A 17,764-nucleotide genomic window follows, 5' to 3' on the forward strand; every position below is an offset into this window, starting at 1 on the left:
GGCCGGCCCGTGCCGCCGGCCGGGGGAAGGGGCGGCAGGGTCCGTGCGGGAGGCCGGGGCAGCCGCCCGGCCGCTCAGGGCCGGCGGTCCTCCATGCGTTGTTCCAGGCGGTCGAACCGGGCGTGCAGGGTGCGCATCTGGTCGGCGAGTTCCTCGCTGTGCTCCCGGCGGATGCCGCGGAGCACGGCTCCCATCCGGTGCAGGTCGCGGGCCGCCCGGCCCACGAACCAGGTGGCGAGGGCGGCGGTGACCAGGCTGAAGGTGGTGATGCCGACGAGCATGACCAGGGTGGCGAGGAGCCGGCCGCCCGGCGTCACCGGGTAGATGTCGCCGTAGCCGACCGTCGTCGCGGTCTCGACGGCCCACCACAGCGCCCGGGGGAAGGAGGTGAGGGTGGCGTCCGGCGCGTCGCGCTCCAGCGGGACGATCGCTGCGGCGCTGCCGAGCACCGTCAGCAGGGCGGCGAGGGCCGCACCGACGGCGGCGCGCAGATGGACGTGCCGCCACCAGGGGGAGCCCCGGAAGCGTCTCCACAGCAGTGCGACGGAGGACAGCACGGCGGCACTCCCTCGGGCTCCGGGTGGCGGTGTGCGGCGCTACGCCGGCCGAAGAATACGCATCCGGAGCCGTCCGGCCCGGGCACGACACACGGTGCCGGGGGGGGGCGGGAACGTACGGGTGTGGGCGCCGAGGAGCGGTCGCCGCGGCGTCACCGCGGGCAGCGGACGGCACCAGGCGATGGACGGCGATCCGGCAGCGACACTAGGCTGTTCGCCATCTCGACCGAAGTCCGCTATACCGAACAGACGAGAGAGGCGGTGGCGGCATGGGACGGCAGGTTCCGGCGGTGTCCCGGGCTCTGGACATCCTCGAACTCTTCCTCGACGGCGACGGCACGCTCTCCCCGCCCGAGATCACCCGGAAACTGGACCTGCCGCGGACCACGGTGCACGAGCTGGTGAGCACCCTCACCGCACGCGGCTACCTGACGCCGGCGTCCGGCCAGCCCGGACGGTACCGGCTGGGCGTACGGAACTACCAGCTCGGCAGCCAGTACGCCGAGCAGCTCGACCTCGCCGCCGAGGGGCAGCAGGTCGCCTTCGACGTCGCGCAGACCTGCGGGGAGACGGTCCACGTCGCGATCCTGGAGGACACCGACGTCATCTACATCGCGAAGGTGGACAGCACGCACGCGGTGCGGATGGTCTCGGCCGCGGGACGCCGGCTCCCCGCGCACTGCACCGCCGTGGGGAAGATGCTGCTCGCCATGCTCCCGCCGCAGGAGCTGGACGCCCGGATCCCCGACGACCGCCCGCTGCGGGCGATGACGGAGAACAGCATCACCGCGCCGCGGGAGCTGCGGCGGCACCTGGCGGAGGTGCGCCGGCGGGGCGTCGCCGTGGAGGAGAAGGAGTCGAACCCGGACGTGAGCTGTGTGGCCGCGCCCGTGCGGGACGCCGCCGGGGAGGTGGTGGCGGCGCTGAGCATCTCCGTGCCGACCATCCGCTGGGCGCGGGAACGGCGCCCAGGGCTGGAGGAACTGGCGGTCAAGGGGGCCGGCGAGCTCTCGGGCCGGCTCGGCCACCGGGGCGCCCCGTGACCGGTACCGAGATCGCCGTACGGGAGAAGGCGCGGCTGGGCGAGGGTCCGGTGTGGGACGCCGAGGCCCGGGTGCTGCTCTGGGTGGACATCCTCGCCGGCCGCGTGCACGGCTTCGACCCGGCCGACGGCCGCCGGACGGTCCTGTGCACCCCGCAGCACGTGGGGGCGGCCCGGCCCCGGACCGGCGGCCGCGGCCTGGTGCTCAACCTGCGGGACGGCGTGGCGCTGCGGGACCCCGGCGGCGGCCTCTCCTGGCTGGTGCACGATCCCGCGCCGGGCCGGCGGGGGAACGACGCCGCCGTCGCCCCGGACGGCGCGCTCTGGGCCGGCACGATGCGGTACGACGAGGCGCCGGGGGGCGGCAGGCTGACCCGGGTCGCACCGGACGGTTCGGCGGTCACCGTGCTGGACGACGTGACCGTGTCCAACGGGACGGGCTGGAGCCCGGACGGCCGGCTGATGTACTACGTCGACTCCCCGACGCGGCGCATCGACGTCTTCCGCAGCGGGGACGGCCCCGGGCTCGGCGCCCGCCGGACGCTGGCGGTGATCGAGCGGGGCGCCGGGTTCCCGGACGGGCTGTGCGTGGACGCCGACGGCTGCGTCTGGGTGGCCCTCTGGGACGGCGGCGCGGTCCGCCGGTACACCCCGGACGGCCGGCTGGACCGCACCGTCCCGCTGCCGGTGCGCCGTCCGACGGCCTGCGCCTTCGGCGGTGCGGACCTGAGCGACCTGTACATCACCACGGCCCGCGAGGGGGACACGGACCCGCATCCGCACGCCGGGTCGGTGCTGGTGCTCCCCGGAGCGGGACGGGGCCTGGTGCAGCCGGCCTTCGCCGGCTGAACCAGGCCCCGCCGCCGGGGTCCGCGGCCGGTTCAGGAGCCGGCGCGGCGCTTGTTCCACACGTCGAAGCCGACGGCGGCGAGCAGCACGAGCCCCTTGATGACCTGCTGGTAGTCGGTGCCGATGCCGACCAGCGACATGCCGTTGTTGAGCACGCCCAGGACCAGCCCGCCGATGACGGCGCCCAGCACCGTTCCGACGCCGCCGCTCATCGAGGCGCCGCCGATGAAGGCCGCCGCGATGGCCTCCAGTTCGAACATGAGCCCGGCCTGCGGGGTGGCGGCGTTCAGGCGTGCGGCGTACACGCAGCCGGCGAGCGCGGCGAGCATGCCCATGTTGACGAAGACGAGGAAGGTGACGCGCCGGTCGCGGACTCCGGAGAGCTTGGCCGCGGCCTTGTTCCCGCCGAGCGCGTAGACGTGCCGGCCGATCACGGCGTTGCGCATCACGTAGCCCAGGGCGAGCAGCAGCCCGCAGAGGATGAGCAGCACCACGGGGACGCCGTGGTAGCTGGCGAGCGTCAGGGTGACGGCGACCACGGCGGCGGTGATCGCCACGCACTTGAGCACGAACAGGTCGAACGGCAGCACGTCGAGCTCGTAGGCCGCCTGGCGGCGCCGGTCGCGCCACTGCTGGACCAGCAGCACGGCGATCACCAGCAGACCCAGCAGCAGAGTGGGGTTGTGGTACTGGGTGTAGGGCCCCATCTCGGGGAGGAAGCCCTGCGCGATCTCCTGGAAGCCGTGCGGGAACGGGGCCACGGACCGTCCCTCGAGGACGATCTGGGTGGCGCCGCGGAACAGCAGCATGCCGGCCAGGGTCACGATGAAGGACGGGATGCCGACGTAGGCGATCCAGAACCCCTGCCAGGCGCCCGCCACCGCACCGATCAGCAGCGACAGGATCAGGGCGAGGACCCACGGCATGTCGTGCCGGACCATCATGACGGCGGCGACGGCGCCGACGAACGCGGCCAGCGACCCCACGGAGAGGTCGATGTGACCGGCGATGATCACCACCATCATGCCCATGGCGAGGATCAGGATGTAGCTGTTCTGCTGGATCAGGTTGGAGACGTTGTTCGGCAGCAGCAGTGTGCCGTCGGTCCAGACCTGGAAGAGCACCACGATCAGGCCGAGGGCGACGAGCATGCCGTACTGGCGCATGTTGGTGCGCGCGGCGTCCAGCAGGATGCGCACGGCGGGCCGGTGGGAGGAGGCCGGCGGCGGGGGTGGCGCGGGCGTGCGGGTTTCGGTTGCGGTCATGGCGGGCCTCAGTTCCTGTCCATGGTCATATGGCGCATGAGCACTTCCTGGGTGGCGTCCTCGCGGGGGATCTCACCGGTCAGCCGTCCCGCGGCCATGGTGTAGATCCGGTCGCACATGCCCAGCAGTTCGGGCAGCTCGGAGGAGATGAAGAGCACGGCCTTGCCCTCCGCGGCCAGCCGCGCGATGACGGCGTAGATCTCGTACTTGGCGCCGACGTCGATGCCGCGGGTCGGCTCGTCGAGGATCAGCACCTCCGGGCCGGCGTGGATCCACCGGCTCAGCACCACCTTCTGCTGGTTGCCGCCGCTGAGCCGCTGGACCTGTTCGAAGACGGTGGGCGTCTTGATGTTCATCGACGTCCGGTACTCCTCGGCGACCCGCCGCTCGGCGTGCTCGTCGACGACTCCGCGCCGGGCGAGCGCGGGCAGCGAGGTGAGCGAGACGTTGCGGTGGACGGTGTCGATGAGGTTGAGCCCGTAGGTCTTGCGGTCCTCGGTGACGTAGGCGATGCCGTGCGCGATGGCCTCCGGCACCGTCCTGGTCCGCACCCTCCGGCCGTTCACGGCGACCGTGCCGCCGTCGTGGATGCCGTAGCTGCGCCCGAAGACGTTCATCGCCAGCTCCGTGCGGCCGGCGCCCATCAGCCCCGCGACGCCGACGATCTCACCGCGCCCCACGTGGAGGGAGACGTCGTCGACGACCTTGCGCTGGTGGTCCAGGGGGTGCCGCACGGTCCAGCCGGAGACCTCCAGCGCCGTCCGGCCGGCCCCCTCGCCGGTGTAGGGGGTGCGTTCCGGGAAGCGGTTCTCCAGGTCCCGGCCCACCATCCCGCGGATGATGCGGTCTTCCGGCAGGCTCGGTGCGGCGCCCGGCGTCTCCCGCACGGGCAGGGTCTCCACGCTGCGGCCGTCACGCAGGATGGTGACGGTGTCGGCGATCCGGCGGATCTCGTCCAGTTTGTGGGAGATGACGATGCAGGCGATGCCCTGCTCGCGGAGGCCGAGGATGAGGTCGAGGAGGTTGCTGCTGTCCTCGTCGTTGAGGGCGGCGGTCGGCTCGTCGAGGATCAGCAGTCTCACCTGCTTCGCGAGCGCCTTGGCGATCTCGACGAGCTGCTGCTTGCCCACACCCACGTCGGCGACGCGGGTGGCCGGGTTGTCCGGCAGCCCGACGCGCCGGAGCAACCGGTCCGCGTGCCGCAGCGTCTCGCTCCAGCGGATGATGCCGCGGGAGGCGTGCTCGTTGCCGAGGAAGATGTTCTCGGCCAGGGAGAGGTGGGGGACGAGCGCGAGTTCCTGGTGGATGATGACGATGCCGCGCCGCTCGCTGGCCCCGATGTCACGGAAGGCGACCGGCTCGCCGTCGAACAGGATCTCGCCCTCGTAGCTGCCGTGCGGGTGGACGCCGCTGAGGACCTTCATCAGGGTGGACTTGCCGGCGCCGTTCTCGCCGCACACCGCGTGGATCTCGCCTGCCTGCACGGTCAGGTCGACCCCGGCCAGGGCCGTGACGCCGGGGAAGGTCTTGGTGATCCCGCGCATCTGGAGTACCGGGCGGGTCACGTGAGCTGCTCCTCGGTGTAGTAGCCCTCGTCGACGAGCAGGCGGACGTTGGACTTGTCGATGCTCACCGGCTTGAGCAGGTAGGCGGGGACGGTCTTCTTGCCGTTGTCGTAGTCGGTGGTGTTGTTGAACTCCGGCTTCCGGTCGTTGAGCAGGGCGTCGCCCATCTGCACGGCCTGCGCGGCGAGCTTGCGGGTGTCCTTGAAGACGGTCTGGGTCTGCCGCCCCGCCAGGATCGACTTGATGGAGGCCAGCTCCGCGTCCTGCCCGGTCACCACGGGGAACGGCTGCTCCTCGGTGCCGTAGCCGGCGCTCCGGAGCGCGGAGATGACACCGATCGAGATGCCGTCGTAGGGGGAGAGCACGGCATCGATGTCGGTGCTGCCGTAGTGCCTGCTGAGCAGGTCGTCCATGCGCTTCTGGGCCTTGCCGCCGTCCCAGCGCAGAGTGGTGGCCTGGTTCATCTTCGTCTGCCCGCTGCGGACGACGAGCCGCCCCCGCTCGAGGTAGGGGTGCAGCACCTGCATCGCGCCGTTCCAGAAGTAGCGGGTGTTGTTGTCGTCGGGCGATCCGGCGAACAGCTCGAGGGTGAACTTCTCGCCCTTGTTCTTCTCGAGCCCCAGAGCCTCGACGAGGTAGCGGGCCTGGAGTTCACCGACGCGTTCGTTGTCGAAGGAGGCGTAGGCGTCGACGTTCTCGGTGCCCATGATGAGCCGGTCGTAGGCGATGACCTTGATGCCGGCGTCCTCGGCCCGCTGGAGGACGTTGGTGAGGGCGGAGCCGTCGATGGCGGCGACGACCAGGAGCTCGTGACCCTTGGTGATCATGTTCTCGAGCTGGGCGACCTGGTTCTCCACCTTGTCGTCGCCGTACTGCAGGTCCGTCTTGTAGCCGGCGCTCTGGAACTTCTCGGCCATGTTCCTGCCGTCGGTGATCCACCGCTGGGAGGACTTGGTCGGCATGGCGATGCCGACGGTGGAGCCCTTGCCGCCCTCGGGCTCGTAGCGGCTGCCGCCCCGGGCCTCCTGACCGCAGGCGGTCAGTGATCCGGCGAGCACCAGGGCCGCGGCGACGGCCGCCGCCGGTGCGGTGCGGGTGTGCGGTCGTATGGGGTTGCGCATGGTTCAGCTCCTCTCCGGCAGCGGGAAACGCCGCAGTGCTCCGGGTTCGTGCCGGCCGACGGGGGACATGCCGCCGTCCGCGCCGTGCCGGGCCAGCAGGTCGAGGGCGAGCCGGCCGCGGCGCACCCGCTCGCGGGCGGTGTCCAGCGTCACGTCACGCAGGTGGCTGCCGTACGGGTAGATGCCGGGTGCTCGGCTCAGGCCGAACTTCAGGTAGATCGGTGCGCCGCGACGGATCAGTTCCGCCGCCTCGTACATGCGCACGAAGCCGCCGAGGTCGTCGGGGGCCTCGACGTACAGGTCCATGGGCGCGGGGCTCACCCGCCGGATCTCGGCGATCTGTTCCAGGGACAGGTCGGAGGGGATGTTGAGGGAGTCGGCGCCGAGACCTTCCCAGACCGCGTACGACGCCGGGTTCACCGGGCCGACCAGCGCCGAGACCTTGAAGGTCATCGCGGACGGCAGCGTCCCGGCCGCACGCAGCCGGTGCAGCGTCCAGAGCACGCCCTCGTCGGCGACGAGCAGGCACCGCACGCCGAGTTCCGCGGCGCGCAGCGCGTCCTCGACACATCCGGCGACCGCGCCCTCGCCCCGGGCGCGCAGCCCGCCGCCGCCGGAGGGGGTGCGGGTGGCGGCGCCGATGTCCCAGTTGCCGCGGGGCCCGGTGAACAGGCACAGCTCCACGGCCCGTTCGGCGCAGGCGTCGACCATCTCGGTGATCTCGGCGTCGGTGAGCATCCACACGCCGCTGCCCTGGCTGATCCGGTGCACGGGCACGTCCAGCCGGGTCGTCTCCTTGAGCACGGTCGCCAGGGCCTCGGGGCCCTCGACCGAGGGGATCTCCGTGCGCCAGGTGCCGCCGTCCGGGAAGGCGTACGGCGACGCGTGGGCGGGGTCCTCGGCGGGGGCCGGGTGGCCGATGCGTTCCAGGGCGGCCGCGGCGGGACGTCGCGTGCCGTGGTCCGGGGGCGGGGTGGGGTGGGCCATGAAGCTCCTCGGTGGTGCGGGGTACAGGGGGGTGTCTGCGGGCCGGGAGGTCAGGGGTGCAGCAGGACCTTGCCGACCGCGGGATCGGCGGAGCCGACGAGGGCGATCGCGGCCCCGGAGTCCGTGAGCGGCTTGCGGTGGGTGATCAGGGGGGTGGTGCGGAGCAGTCCCGTCCGGAAGGCGCGGACGGCGTGCGACCAGGCGCGTGGTGGAGCACCGAAGACGGTGCGCACCTCGATGCGCCGGACCACCAGGTCGGCCGGGTCGAGGCCGGCGGCTCCCGGGCCGGGGATGCCGGTCAGGACGAGCCGCCCGCCGCGGCGCAGCAGGGCGGCGGCGGCCTGCGCGGAGGCGGGCGCCCCGGCCGTCTCCACCACCACGTCGTATCCGGCCCGGTCGGGGCCGGGCGGATCGTCCTTGGTGCGGAAGACCCCGGCGCCCAGGGACCGGGCCAGGTCCGCCCGGTGGCGGCTGCCGCCGACGAGCAGCAGTTCGGCCGGTGACATCGCGGCGAGGAACTGCAGGGCGGTCAGCCCCAGGGTGCCGTCGCCGACCACCGCCGCCCGCTCCCCGGGGCGCAGGCCGGCCTCGAGGGCGGCGGCCGCGCTGCAGGCGGCCGGTTCCAGCAGTGCGGCGGCCGTCAGGTCCGCGTCGTCGGGCAGCGTGTGGACCAGCCGGGCGGGCAGGGTGAGGGTGTCCGCCATGGCCCCGGGGCGGGTGAAGCCGGTCTCGTCGTATCCGGCGGTGCACAGGGTGGTGTCGCCGGCGCGGCAGCGGTCGCAGGTCTGGCAGTTGCGGAAGCCTTCCCCGACGACCTTCCGGCCGACCAGGTCGGGGGTGACTCCCTCGCCGGCCGCCTGGACGGTGCCGGACCACTCGTGGCCGGGCGTCACCGGGTAGCGGACATAGCCGTCGGGCCGGGTGCCGTGCCAGAGTTCGCGGTCGCTGCCGCAGACGCCGCAGGCGTGCACCGCGACCAGGACCTCGCCGGGGCCCGGCGCGGTGGGCGGGGTCTCGGTCAGCCGGAAGGCGCCGGGTGCGTCCAGGACGACGGCGGTCATGACGGGGACTTCGGGTCGCGCTTCTCCCAGCCTTCCGCCCACAGGTCGAAGCGGGCCTGCTGCTGGGGGAACTCGGCGGCGGCGTCGGTGTCGAGCTCCACGCCGAGGCCGGGCGTGTCCGGCAGTTCGAAGTAGCCGTCCACGACCCGGGGCGCGCCCTTGACGACATGGGTGATCTCCGCGTCGGCGAAGTCGTTGAAGTGCTCGAGGATCTTGAAGTTGGGGGTGCAGCCGGCGAGCTGGAGCGAGGCGGCGGTGAGCACCGGCCCGCCGACGTTGTGCGGGGCGACGAGCACGTAGTGGGTCTCGGCGGTGGCCGCGAGCTTCCGGGTCTCCGCGATCCCGCCGAGGTGGCCCAGGTCGGGCTGGACGACGTCGGCGGCCTGCGACTCGAACAGCTCCCGGAACTCGATGCGGTCGTGGATGCGCTCGCCGGTGGCGATGGGGAGGTCCACCTTCTGCGCCACCTTGGTGAGGGCCTTGAGGTTCTCCGGGGGAACCGGTTCCTCGATCCAGGCGGGGGCGAAGGGCGCCATCTCCCTGGCCAGCCGCACGGCCGTCGCCGGGCTGAACCGGCCGTGCATCTCCAGCATCAGCTCGCACTCGGGGCCGATCGCGTCGCGGACGGCCTCGATGAGCGAGACGGCGTACCGGGTCTTCTCGTGGTCGAGTTCGAGGTGCCCGGTGCCGAAGGGGTCGATCTTCAGGGCACGATAGCCGCGTTCGACGACCCGCCGGGCCGCGGCGTGGTACGCCTCCGGGGTGCGCTCGGTGGTGTACCAGCCGTTGGCGTAGGCCTTGACCCGGTCGGTGACCCGGCCGCCGAGGAGCTGCCAGACGGGAACGCCGAGCGCCTTGCCCTTGATGTCCCAGCAGGCCGTCTCCACGCAGGCGATCCCGGACATGACGATCTCTCCGGCCCGCCCGTAGTCGCCGTACTTCATGCGGCGGACGAGGTCCTCGACGGCGAACGGGTCGGAGCCGGCGATGTGGTTCCGTTCGGCCTCGCGCAAGTACCCGAGCAGGGCGTCGGTGTGGCCGAGCATGCGGGTCTCGCCCACGCCGGTGAGGCCCTCGTCGGTGTGGACCCGGACATGGGTGAGGTTCCGCCAGGGCGTGCCGACGACATGGGTGGTGATTCCGGTGATCCGCACGGGGCACCCCGTCCTATCTGTTCGAGATTTCGTACAACGTTCGAAATGTTGGCCAGAATGTATGCGGGGCCTCCCCCGGTGTCAATGGGTCGCGCACCTGCCGCACCGGGGGAATCGCCCGGTCAGCGGCTTCGCGCCGCCCGGGCGCCGGATGCGGCGGTACGGCCGGCCCCGGGCAGCACGCGGCCGCCCCGCCGTCCGCTCGGGACGACGGGGCGCCGGCGGGCGGGAGTCACCGCCGCAGCGGGCCGGGCAGCAGCCGCTCCGGGACGCCCTGGTAGACCACCGGGACCTGGAAGCGCCGCACCGACTCGGTACCGATGGAGGTGAACTGGGCGCCCGTGGTGGCGGGCCACGGGCCGCCGTGGTGCATCGTGCGGTTGACCGCGACACCCGTCGGCCAGCCGTTCCACACCACACGCCCGGCCCGGCGCGTCAGCACGGGAAGCAGCTCGCGGGCGAACGTCTCGTCCTCCGGGTCACCCTCCTCCGCGTGCAGGGTCGCGGTGAGCGAGCCGGGCAGGTCGCGGGCGAGTTCCAGCGCCTCGTCCCGGGAGGCGTACTCGACCACGAGACCCGCGGGCCCGAAGCACTCCTCCGCGAGTTCGGGGCGGGCACGGAACTCGGCCGCGGTGGTGGTGAACAGGTGCGGCCCGTCCGGGACGGCGGCCAGACCGGCGGCCGAACGGGAGAGCCGCTCCAGGCCCGCACGGTAGTTCTCCAGGATGCGCGCGTTGAGCATCGGCGCGGGCTCCGCGCCGCCCACGGCCTTCCGCAGGGGCTCGGTCAGCCCGTGCCCGGAAGGGAGCAGCAGGACCCCGGGGTTCGTGCAGAGCTGACCGTGGTAGCGGGTCAGCGAGGTGAGGTAGCCCTGCACGAGTTCCTCGCCGCGGGCCCGTACGGCGGCCTCGGTGACGAAGACCGGGTTGACGCTGCCGAGCTCGCCGTAGAACGGGATGGGATCGGGGCGCGCGGCCGCCGCGTCGAAGAGCGCCCGGCCCCCCGCCCGGGACCCGGTGAAGGCCGCCGCCCTGATGCGCGGGTCCCGGATCAGGGCCGTACCGGCCTCCATGCCGTGCAGCACGGCGAACGTCCCGTCGGGCGCCCCGGCGTCGCGCAGCGCCGCGCCGGCCACCTCGCCGGTGCGGCGGGAGGTCAGCGGGTGACCGGGGTGCGCCTTGACCACGACGGGGCAGCCGGCGGCGAGCGCGGCGGCGGTGTCCGACCCCGCGACCGAGAGGGCGAAGGGGAAGTTGCTCGCGGCGTACACGGCGACCGGCCCGACGGGGCTGAGCATCCGCGCGAAGGCGCCCTCCTCCCACCGGGGAGCGGCGAAGTCCTCCCGCTGCACCTCGGTGGCGAGCAGCCGCAACTGGTTGGTGGCGCGGGTGAGTTCGGCGGTCAGGGGGCCGGACCCGAGTGCGGTCTCGGTGTCCGCGAGGGCGACCAGCCCGGGGCCGGCCTCGTCCAGCGCCTCCGCGACTTGTTCCAGCAGCCGGGCACGGGCGGCCGCCGGCAGCCGGGCCAGAGCGGCGGCGGCGTCCTCGGCGGCGGCGCAGGCCTCCCGCACCTGCTCGCCGGAGGAGGCCGGGACGGGGTCGTCGAGCCGTTCGCCACTGCGGGCGTCGATGCCGTGCAGCACCGTCATGGTGGGTGTCCTCTCGCGTCGGGGATGTCCGGCCGCGGCGCCGGGGCCACCGCCCCGCGCGGGATGCGGCGGGAGCCGGGGGCGGCGCGGCGCGCCGTGCGGTCACCGGGCGGGCGGGGCACCGGGCCGCGGCGGTCAACCTACCGACGTACGGAGGATCGGTCAATGTTCGAAATATCGACCATGGGGCACCCCTGAGCCGCCGGCCCCACGGGGCTCCGCGGGGCCCGGGGTGGTCCCGGGGCGGACGGCGTCCGCCACCGGCGGTGCGCGGGCCCGCTGCCGGCGCCGGCCGGGTGTGGTCAGCGGGCGGTGACCAGACGGGCGAAGACGACGACGTTGCCGCGGTAGCCCGCCGCGGCGTCGTAGCTGCCGCCGCAGGTCAGCAGGCGGAGCTCGGGGCGTGCGGTGCCGGCGTAGACCCGTTCGGCGGGGAAGGCGTCGTGCGCGTGGACCTCCACGCCGTAGATGCGGAAGACGGCGGTGGTGCCGTCGTCACGGGTGACCTCGACGCGATGGCCCTTCCGGAGCGCGCCGAGGCCGTAGAAGACGGCCGGGCCGCGGTCGCTGTCGACATGCCCGGCGAGCACGGAGGCCCCGCGCTCCCCGGGGGTGGGGCTGGACTGCAGCCAGCCCGCGAGGTCCGTCTGCGCCGGCGGCGGCTCGATGAACCCCTCCACGTCCAGACCCACCGGTCGCACCGGAACGTCCAGGCCGATCGCCGGGGCGGCGACGCGCGTGGGGGGCGAGGCGGGCAGCGGCCCCGCGGTCTCGTCCGCTCCCGGGGACGCGGCGGGCGACTGCCGGTGCCCGCTGGCGCTCACGGTGCTCCGGCCCCCGTCGGAGTGCGGCTGCGGCGGCCCCGGAGGGTCGCCCAGGGCGCCCCGCAGCAGGAGGGCGCCGAGGCCGAGCAGGACGAGGACCAGGGCCCACCGAGCCCCGGAGGCGCGGGCCGGGCGGGCCCGGCGTCTGGGTGCCATGTCCTCACTCCCGGGACTCGTCGTGACGGAGCGGCAGAACGGAGCGGTGACCGCCCGGGAGGGCGCTCCCCCGGCGGACCGCCGCCGGGGAGCGCTCCACCGTGCGCGCCCGGACCTGCCGCGTCCGGGCGCGCTCCGCCGGCACGCACCCTTCCGCGTGTGCCGGCGGTGTCCGCACGGTCCGCAGGAGCTGTCAGGCGGTTTCGCCGCTCCGGCGGCGCCGCATCAGGTACACGCCGCCGGCCGCCGCGGCCGCCAGGGCCCCGGCACCCGCGGCGACCTGCGCGGAGTCGCCGCCCTGGGTGCCGCCGAGGCCGCCCTTGGCACCCCTGGCCGGGACGACGCGGAAGGTGCCGCCGGTTATCGACTTGCCGCCGCAGGTGGCGGTGACCTTGTGCAGGCCGGGTCTGGCCTTGTCGAAGACCCTCGGGTGGGCGACCGCGGCGCCCTCGTGCTTCAGGGGTCTCAGGGGCGTACGCGGGAACGCGTCGGACTCCACGAAGGCGTGGTGGAAGCCCTTGCCGTCCCGGCAGGCGGTGCCGTCGACCGTCACCGTGAGGGTGCCGCCCTGCTTCACGACCTTCGGGAAGACCTGGATGTTCGTGGGCCCGGTACCGCTGGGTGCGGCCTCGGCGGCCGGAGCCGAGAGAGCCGCGGCACACAGCCCCGCCGCGAGTACGGCGGAGGCGCGTCCGATGACACGCATGGATAACTCCTCTCCACCGGCACGGCGCTGGGCCTCCCTGGGCGGAGGGCCACGGCAGCACCGGCCGTCGCCCCCAGCCGACCGTGTCCACGGCGCGGCCGCATCCCGGGCGTCCCCCCACACGGGTCGCGCCCGGTGCGGCGCCGGCGGGCGGAGTGCCTGGTCACGGGGCGGCGCGTCCCCCGTACGGGGCGACCCTGCGGCACCCCCGCCAGGCGTGTGGCCCCGGGACCACAGGACGCGGGTCAGGCGTGCGGGTGCGGGACGAGCCGGAAGACCCGGATGTCGCGCTGCGCGCGGGCCGCGTAGGTGTCGTACACCGGTACGGCCGCACGGATGCGGTGGCGGTGCCGGTTCCTCTCCTCCTCGGAGAGCAGGTGGGCGGTGACCGGTCGCGTGCGGCCGCCGGCCGTGAGGCGGGCCTGCGGGTGGTGGAGGAGGTTGGTGCTCCAGGCCGGATGGCGGGGCAGGCCGAAGTTGCTGCCCACGACGATCCAGCTTCCGTCGGGGCCCGGGTGGGCGCAGAGGGGCGTGCTGCGGGGCAGCCCGGTGCGGTGGCCGGTGGTGGTGAGGACGACGGTGGGGACGAACAGGCTGCTGGGCACCCACCGGCCCCGGGTCAGCCGGTGGACGGCCAGGTCGCAGCGGGGCAGCAGGTGGGGCGCCAGGCGGGTGAAGGCCCGGGTACGGCCGAGGCGGACGAGGAGCGGATGAGGCATCGGCGGGCTACTCCGGAGACCGGGCGGGACGGTGGGGCGGGCCCGGAGGGGGGTGGTCGCCGGGGGCGCCGGCGGGGGGCCACGCCGCGAAGGCGCGTTCGGCGAGGGCGGTGACGGTGAGGGCGGGGTTGCCGCCGAGGTTGGCGGGGACGACGGAGGCGTCGGCGAGGTGCAGGCCCGGGTGGCCGTGCACCCGGTGCCAGGGGTCGGCCACGCTGGTCCGCGGATCGGTGCCGAGGGGGCAGCCGCCGAGCAGGTGGGCGGTGCAGGGCAGACGCAGCAGCCGCTGCGGCCACCAGGTGTGGGCGGTCCCGCCGAGCTGCTCGGCGTAGCCCCGGGCGACCTCCTCGGCCGCGGGGAGCCGTACCGGTTCGGCGGGACCGTCGGCGTGACGGAAGGTCAGGCGGCCGTGGCGGTGGCGGGAGGTCAGAGAGGAGGAGCGCCCCTCCATCGCGAGGAGCAGGGCCGTACGGCGCCCGAAGTGCCGCAGCGGCGGGCGGTGCGCACGGGCGCGCCGGGGCCCGGGCAGGGGGGTGAGGGCGGCCGCGAGGGGGTTGCTGCCGCGCCCGAGCCGGGCGAGCTGGACGAGCGTGCCGTCGCCGGCGTGCACGGCGGCCCGGATGGCGACGCCGGGGCCGGTGTCGAAGCCGGGGGCGGAGACGGCGAGGAGTACCTCGCGGTTGGTGCAGGTGCGGGTGCCCAGCGCCGGGGAGAGGCGGGGCAGGGCGCCGGCGGCGCGGGCACGGTGGAGGAGTTCGGCGGTGCCCCAGGCCCCGGCGGCCAGCACGACCTGACCGGCTCTCAGGACCGTACGGCGGATGGGGAGTCCGGTACGGGTGGTGTGGACGTCCCAGCCGCCGCCGGGGCGGGGGCGCAGGCCGGTGGCGGTGGTCAGGGGGCGGATGCGGGCGCCGCGCTTCTCGGCGAGGTACAGGTAGTTCTTCACCAGCGTGTTCTTGGCTCCGACCCGGCAGCCGAGGACGCAGCGTGCGCACTGCGTGCAGCCGGTGCGGGGCGGCCCCTGGCCGGAGAAGTAGGGGTCGGGTTCCGGGACGCCCGGGGTGCCGACGTGGATGCCGGTGCGCACGGCGTGGGGACCGGCGGGCAGCCCGAGGGTCTCGGCCGCCCGGTGCAGTGCGGCTTCCGCGTCCACCGTGGCCGGGTCGGGCGGGGGCGGCCCGGAGGTGCCGAGCATGCGCTCGGCGGTGGCGTAGTGCGGGGCGAGTTCGGCCGCCCAGTCCACGGCCGGGTCCCAGCCGGGGGCGCGGAAGGCTGCCGCCCCAGGCCGGTGGTGGACGCCGGCGTAGGCCAGTGACCCGCCGCCGACGCCGATCCCGGTCAGGGCGAGCAGGCGGCGGCGCAGCCGGAGCCGGACGATGCCGGTCAGGCCCAGCCACGGCGCCCACAGCAGGCGGTGCACCTGCCACGAAGAGGCGGCGAAGTCCGTGTCGTGGAAGCGCCGTCCGGCCTCCAGGACCGTGACGCGATACCCCTTCTCCGCCAGCCGGAGGGCGGCCACACTGCCGCCGAAGCCGGAGCCGATGACGATGACGGACTTGTCTGTCACTCCCGGTAGTGTAGTGGAGGCGCAGGTGTGCGGGCGGGCCCGCGCCGGGGCCCCGCTGAGGCTTGCGTCACCGCGGAGGGGCGGAGCCCCCGCAGGGACGGCCTGGGCGCGGGGGTGCCGCGGGGAGCCGCCCGACGTCACGCGGGGGCCGGCTGCCGCTCGGGGTGGCCCCACAGCGCCAGCCAGTCCAGCCCGAGGTGGGTCATGCCGGCGCGGACGGCGTGCGGATGCTGGAGCGGGTGGACGAAGCCGCTGTAACCGGCCGCCGCACGGAACATGCCGGGGCGCCGCGCGGCGTACGAGAGGGCGCCGAAGCCGCCCTGCGACTGCCCGGCGACCACGCGCCGCGGCCCGGCGCCGTAGTGCCCTTCCACGAGCGGGACCACCTCGTCCAGAGGGAAGGTCGCCACCCGCGGTGGGCCGCCGGCGCCGTGGTTCCACCAGTCGGAGGAGAAGCCGTACAGCGGCATCTCCGGCATCACCACGAGGCTGTCCCGCAGTGCGGGCAGCTCCTGGATGGCGTAGTCCCGGGTCCAGGGCAGGTGGTCGCCCTCGCCGCCGGGCAGCAGGTACAGGGCGGGCCAGCGGCCGCCGCGGGCCCGGTCGCGCCAGCCGTCCGGCGTGAGCAGCCGTACGCCGGCGGGGCCGCCGGGGGCCGGGGAGTACAGGGTGAGGTCGGTGATGCGGTCGCCGGTGTGGCGCTCCGCCACGACCCGCGGCCGTCCGGGACCACCGCCGGGTGGCGCGCCGGGCGCGGGCCCGGCCGCCGCGGGCCCGGCCGCGGCGGTGAGGAGCACGGCGGTCAGCAGGAGAGCGAGGCGGCGGAACCGCCGGGCGCGGCGCGAGGCATGGGGATGTCCCTCCACGGGTGAGACGTCGGGCACCCACTGTCGCCGCCCCGGGCGCCGGCGGCATCGGTGACTCCCCCGGTCGGCCCCCGAGTTCACCCTGACGGCACCCGCCACCGGGGCCGCACAGCCGGGGCTCGCCCAGACCGCGCCGGCGCACCGTAGTACACCGGGTCGCCGGAGTCCCCGCCTTTCCCGGACTCGTACAGATTCCGCACCGGTGCGCCACGGCGCGGCATGCTGCTGACCGGCCGGGCGGGGCGACCCTCCCCTCCCCCGCCCGCACCTTCGCGTTCCCGCCAGCAAGGAGGCCCACGGACGTGTCCCCGCTTCCCGGTGCAGCCGGTGCCCTCGACACGCTGACGCACAGCCCCTCGTGGGCCGCGCTCGACCGCCTCGCCGGCGCCCCGCGCCCCACCGGGCCGCCGGGTACGGTCGCCGGCGCCCGGCCGGAGCGGCCCCGGCTGGACTTCTGCATCCCCTGCAACCCGTACTTCCCCCCGCCGGAGGTCTTCGACCGGCTGCGGGATTCCGTGGAGCGGATCCTGCGGTACTACCCCAGCGACGCCGGCACGGTGACGGCCGAGCTCTGCCGCGTGCTGGGGCTGAACCGGCAGACGGTGGTGATGGGCAACGGCTCCACCGAGCTGATCACCTGGATCGATCATCTGCTGGTGCGGGAGAGCCTGGCGGTGCCGGTGCCGACGTTCGGCCGCTGGACCGACCAGCCGATGGAGACCGGCAAGCGGGTGGACATGTTCCCACTGCGCGAGGAGCAGGACTTCGCCCTGGACCCGGCGGAGTACGTCCGGTTCGTGCGCAGCCGCGGCTCCCGGGTCGCCGTGCTCTGCAATCCCAACAATCCCGACGGCGGTTACCTGCGCCGCAGCCAGGTGCTCTGGCTGCTCGACCAGTTGGCGGCGCTGGACCTGGTGGTGGTCGACGAGTCCTTCATCGACTTCGTGGACGCGGAAGCCGAGCCGTCGGTGGCGGACGAGGCGTGTGTGCGGCACAACGTCGTGGTGCTGAAGAGCCTGGGCAAGAACTTCGGACTGCACGGCGTCCGCTTCGGCTATCTCGTCGCCAACCCGGCGCTGGCCGCCACGGTCCGGGACGCGCTGCCGAAGTGGAACCTGAACGCCTTCGCGGAGACCGTGGTCTTCCTGCTGGGCGAGTACGCGTCCCAGTACCGCCAGAGTCTCACGCTGCTCTCCCGCGACCGGTCCCACATGTCCCTCGCCCTGGCGGGCGTGCCCGGGCTGGTGGTGTTCCTGTCGCAGGGCAACTTCCTGCTGGTGAGGCTGCCTGCGGGGGTGGACGGCGTGGAGCTCCGCGACCGCCTGCTGACGGAGCACGGCATCTTCGTCCGCGAGTGCGGCAACAAGCTGAACAGCAGCAGCCGGTTCCTGCGGCTCGTGGTACGCCCGGCGCAGGACGTCGACCGGTTGGTGACGGCGTTGCGGGCCGAACTGGGTGCGGGACGTGCCGCGCCGGCGGCCCCGCCCGTTCCGTCGCCGGTCGCTCCGCCCGGCGCGTCCTCGGGCCCCTCACCGTCCGCTCCGTCCACGACATGGCCGCGGCCGCTGCCGCCGGCCCCGGCTGTGGTCCCCTGCGCGCCCGCACCGGCGCCCGCACCGGCGCTCGTCCCCGCCCGGTGGCCCGGGCCGGGCCCGGGCTGCCCCGCCTGAGGCGGCA

General features: G+C 74.5%; 16 protein-coding genes. 3 read left to right on the top strand and 13 right to left on the bottom strand.

Going from position 1 to position 17,764, the window contains the following annotated elements; translation table 11 throughout:
• Positions 1–74: 74 nt before the first annotated feature.
• Positions 75–557: a potassium channel family protein gene (locus tag HOY81_RS16025; RefSeq protein ID WP_237321091.1), complete on the bottom strand. Its 483-nt coding sequence runs from the start codon at positions 555–557 to the stop codon at positions 75–77.
• Positions 558–826: 269 nt separating this feature from the next.
• Between HOY81_RS16025 and HOY81_RS16030 the strand changes: the two genes are divergently transcribed.
• Positions 827–1,600: an IclR family transcriptional regulator gene (locus tag HOY81_RS16030; RefSeq protein ID WP_237321092.1), complete on the top strand. Its 774-nt coding sequence runs from the start codon at positions 827–829 to the stop codon at positions 1,598–1,600.
• Entirely contained in the window at positions 1,597–2,448 is an 852-nt protein-coding gene (locus HOY81_RS16035; RefSeq protein ID WP_237321093.1) for an SMP-30/gluconolactonase/LRE family protein, read from the top strand. The genes HOY81_RS16030 and HOY81_RS16035 overlap by 4 nt, the downstream gene beginning before the upstream one ends.
• 32 nt (positions 2,449–2,480) lie before the next feature.
• Here HOY81_RS16035 and mmsB read toward each other — a convergent pair whose 3' ends face one another.
• The 12 genes from mmsB to HOY81_RS16095 form a co-directional block, all read right to left on the bottom strand.
• Positions 2,481–3,713, bottom strand: a complete 1,233-nt coding sequence (gene mmsB / locus HOY81_RS16040) for a multiple monosaccharide ABC transporter permease (protein WP_237321094.1) — start codon at positions 3,711–3,713, stop codon at positions 2,481–2,483.
• An 8-nt stretch (positions 3,714–3,721) separates the two neighbouring features.
• Positions 3,722–5,257: a multiple monosaccharide ABC transporter ATP-binding protein gene (mmsA, locus tag HOY81_RS16045; RefSeq protein WP_272892885.1), complete on the bottom strand. Its 1,536-nt coding sequence runs from the start codon at positions 5,255–5,257 to the stop codon at positions 3,722–3,724.
• A gap of 17 nt (positions 5,258–5,274) precedes the next feature.
• Positions 5,275–6,399, bottom strand: a complete 1,125-nt coding sequence (gene chvE, locus HOY81_RS16050) for a multiple monosaccharide ABC transporter substrate-binding protein (RefSeq protein WP_237321096.1) — start codon at positions 6,397–6,399, stop codon at positions 5,275–5,277.
• 3 nt (positions 6,400–6,402) lie between these two features.
• A complete protein-coding gene (locus HOY81_RS16055) occupies positions 6,403–7,386 on the bottom strand; it encodes a U32 family peptidase (protein ID WP_237321097.1) in 984 nt (327 codons plus the stop codon).
• A gap of 50 nt (positions 7,387–7,436) precedes the next feature.
• Complete coding sequence (locus HOY81_RS16060; RefSeq protein WP_237321098.1) at positions 7,437–8,447, bottom strand: zinc-binding dehydrogenase; 1,011 nt, start codon at positions 8,445–8,447, stop codon at positions 7,437–7,439.
• Complete coding sequence (locus HOY81_RS16065; protein WP_237321099.1) at positions 8,444–9,601, bottom strand: mandelate racemase/muconate lactonizing enzyme family protein; 1,158 nt, start codon at positions 9,599–9,601, stop codon at positions 8,444–8,446. Before HOY81_RS16065 ends, HOY81_RS16060 begins: the two co-directional genes overlap by 4 nt.
• A 232-nt stretch (positions 9,602–9,833) precedes the next feature.
• Entirely contained in the window at positions 9,834–11,249 is a 1,416-nt protein-coding gene (locus HOY81_RS16070; protein ID WP_237321100.1) for an aldehyde dehydrogenase family protein, read from the bottom strand.
• Between the two features lie 302 nt (positions 11,250–11,551).
• Positions 11,552–12,229 (bottom strand): class F sortase, encoded by a 678-nt coding sequence (locus HOY81_RS16075; protein WP_237321101.1) that lies wholly within the window; start codon positions 12,227–12,229, stop codon positions 11,552–11,554.
• Positions 12,230–12,422: 193 nt separating this feature from the next.
• Positions 12,423–12,935 carry a hypothetical protein gene (locus HOY81_RS16080; protein WP_237321102.1) on the bottom strand — a complete coding sequence of 171 codons (513 nt, stop codon included), beginning with the start codon at positions 12,933–12,935 and terminating at the stop codon, positions 12,423–12,425.
• A 245-nt stretch (positions 12,936–13,180) separates the two neighbouring features.
• On the bottom strand, positions 13,181–13,654 hold the full coding sequence (locus HOY81_RS16085) for a nitroreductase/quinone reductase family protein (RefSeq protein ID WP_237321103.1): 474 nt from the start codon (positions 13,652–13,654) through the stop codon (positions 13,181–13,183).
• A 7-nt stretch (positions 13,655–13,661) separates the two neighbouring features.
• On the bottom strand, positions 13,662–15,221 hold the full coding sequence (locus HOY81_RS16090) for a GMC family oxidoreductase (protein WP_308341077.1): 1,560 nt from the start codon (positions 15,219–15,221) through the stop codon (positions 13,662–13,664).
• A gap of 137 nt (positions 15,222–15,358) precedes the next feature.
• Complete coding sequence (locus HOY81_RS16095; protein ID WP_237321104.1) at positions 15,359–16,087, bottom strand: alpha/beta hydrolase family protein; 729 nt, start codon at positions 16,085–16,087, stop codon at positions 15,359–15,361.
• Positions 16,088–16,389: 302 nt separating this feature from the next.
• Between HOY81_RS16095 and HOY81_RS16100 the strand changes: the two genes are divergently transcribed.
• On the top strand, positions 16,390–17,757 hold the full coding sequence (locus HOY81_RS16100) for a histidinol-phosphate transaminase (protein WP_237321105.1): 1,368 nt from the start codon (positions 16,390–16,392) through the stop codon (positions 17,755–17,757).
• The last annotated feature ends 7 nt before the right edge of the window (positions 17,758–17,764 follow it).

The organism is Streptomyces sp. JJ36 (genome assembly GCF_021696945.1).
Classification (GTDB): Bacteria; Actinomycetota; Actinomycetes; order Streptomycetales; family Streptomycetaceae; genus Streptomyces.

What these genes read in the sequence shown, in the direction of transcription:
- HOY81_RS16030 (WP_237321092.1), top strand. Translation starts at nt 827, where the DNA reads ATGGGACGGCAGGTTCCGGCGGTGTCCCGGGCTCTGGACATCCTCGAA.
- mmsB (WP_237321094.1), bottom strand. Translation starts at nt 3,713, where the DNA reads ATGACCGCAACCGAAACCCGCACGCCCGCGCCACCCCCGCCGCCGGCC.
- mmsA (WP_272892885.1), bottom strand. Translation starts at nt 5,257, where the DNA reads ATGCGCGGGATCACCAAGACCTTCCCCGGCGTCACGGCCCTGGCCGGG.
- chvE (WP_237321096.1), bottom strand. Translation starts at nt 6,399, where the DNA reads ATGCGCAACCCCATACGACCGCACACCCGCACCGCACCGGCGGCGGCC.
- HOY81_RS16055 (WP_237321097.1), bottom strand. Translation starts at nt 7,386, where the DNA reads ATGGCCCACCCCACCCCGCCCCCGGACCACGGCACGCGACGTCCCGCC.
- HOY81_RS16060 (WP_237321098.1), bottom strand. Translation starts at nt 8,447, where the DNA reads ATGACCGCCGTCGTCCTGGACGCACCCGGCGCCTTCCGGCTGACCGAG.
- HOY81_RS16070 (WP_237321100.1), bottom strand. Translation starts at nt 11,249, where the DNA reads ATGACGGTGCTGCACGGCATCGACGCCCGCAGTGGCGAACGGCTCGAC.
- HOY81_RS16075 (WP_237321101.1), bottom strand. Translation starts at nt 12,229, where the DNA reads ATGGCACCCAGACGCCGGGCCCGCCCGGCCCGCGCCTCCGGGGCTCGG.
- HOY81_RS16080 (WP_237321102.1), bottom strand. Translation starts at nt 12,935, where the DNA reads ATGCGTGTCATCGGACGCGCCTCCGCCGTACTCGCGGCGGGGCTGTGT.
- HOY81_RS16085 (WP_237321103.1), bottom strand. Translation starts at nt 13,654, where the DNA reads ATGCCTCATCCGCTCCTCGTCCGCCTCGGCCGTACCCGGGCCTTCACC.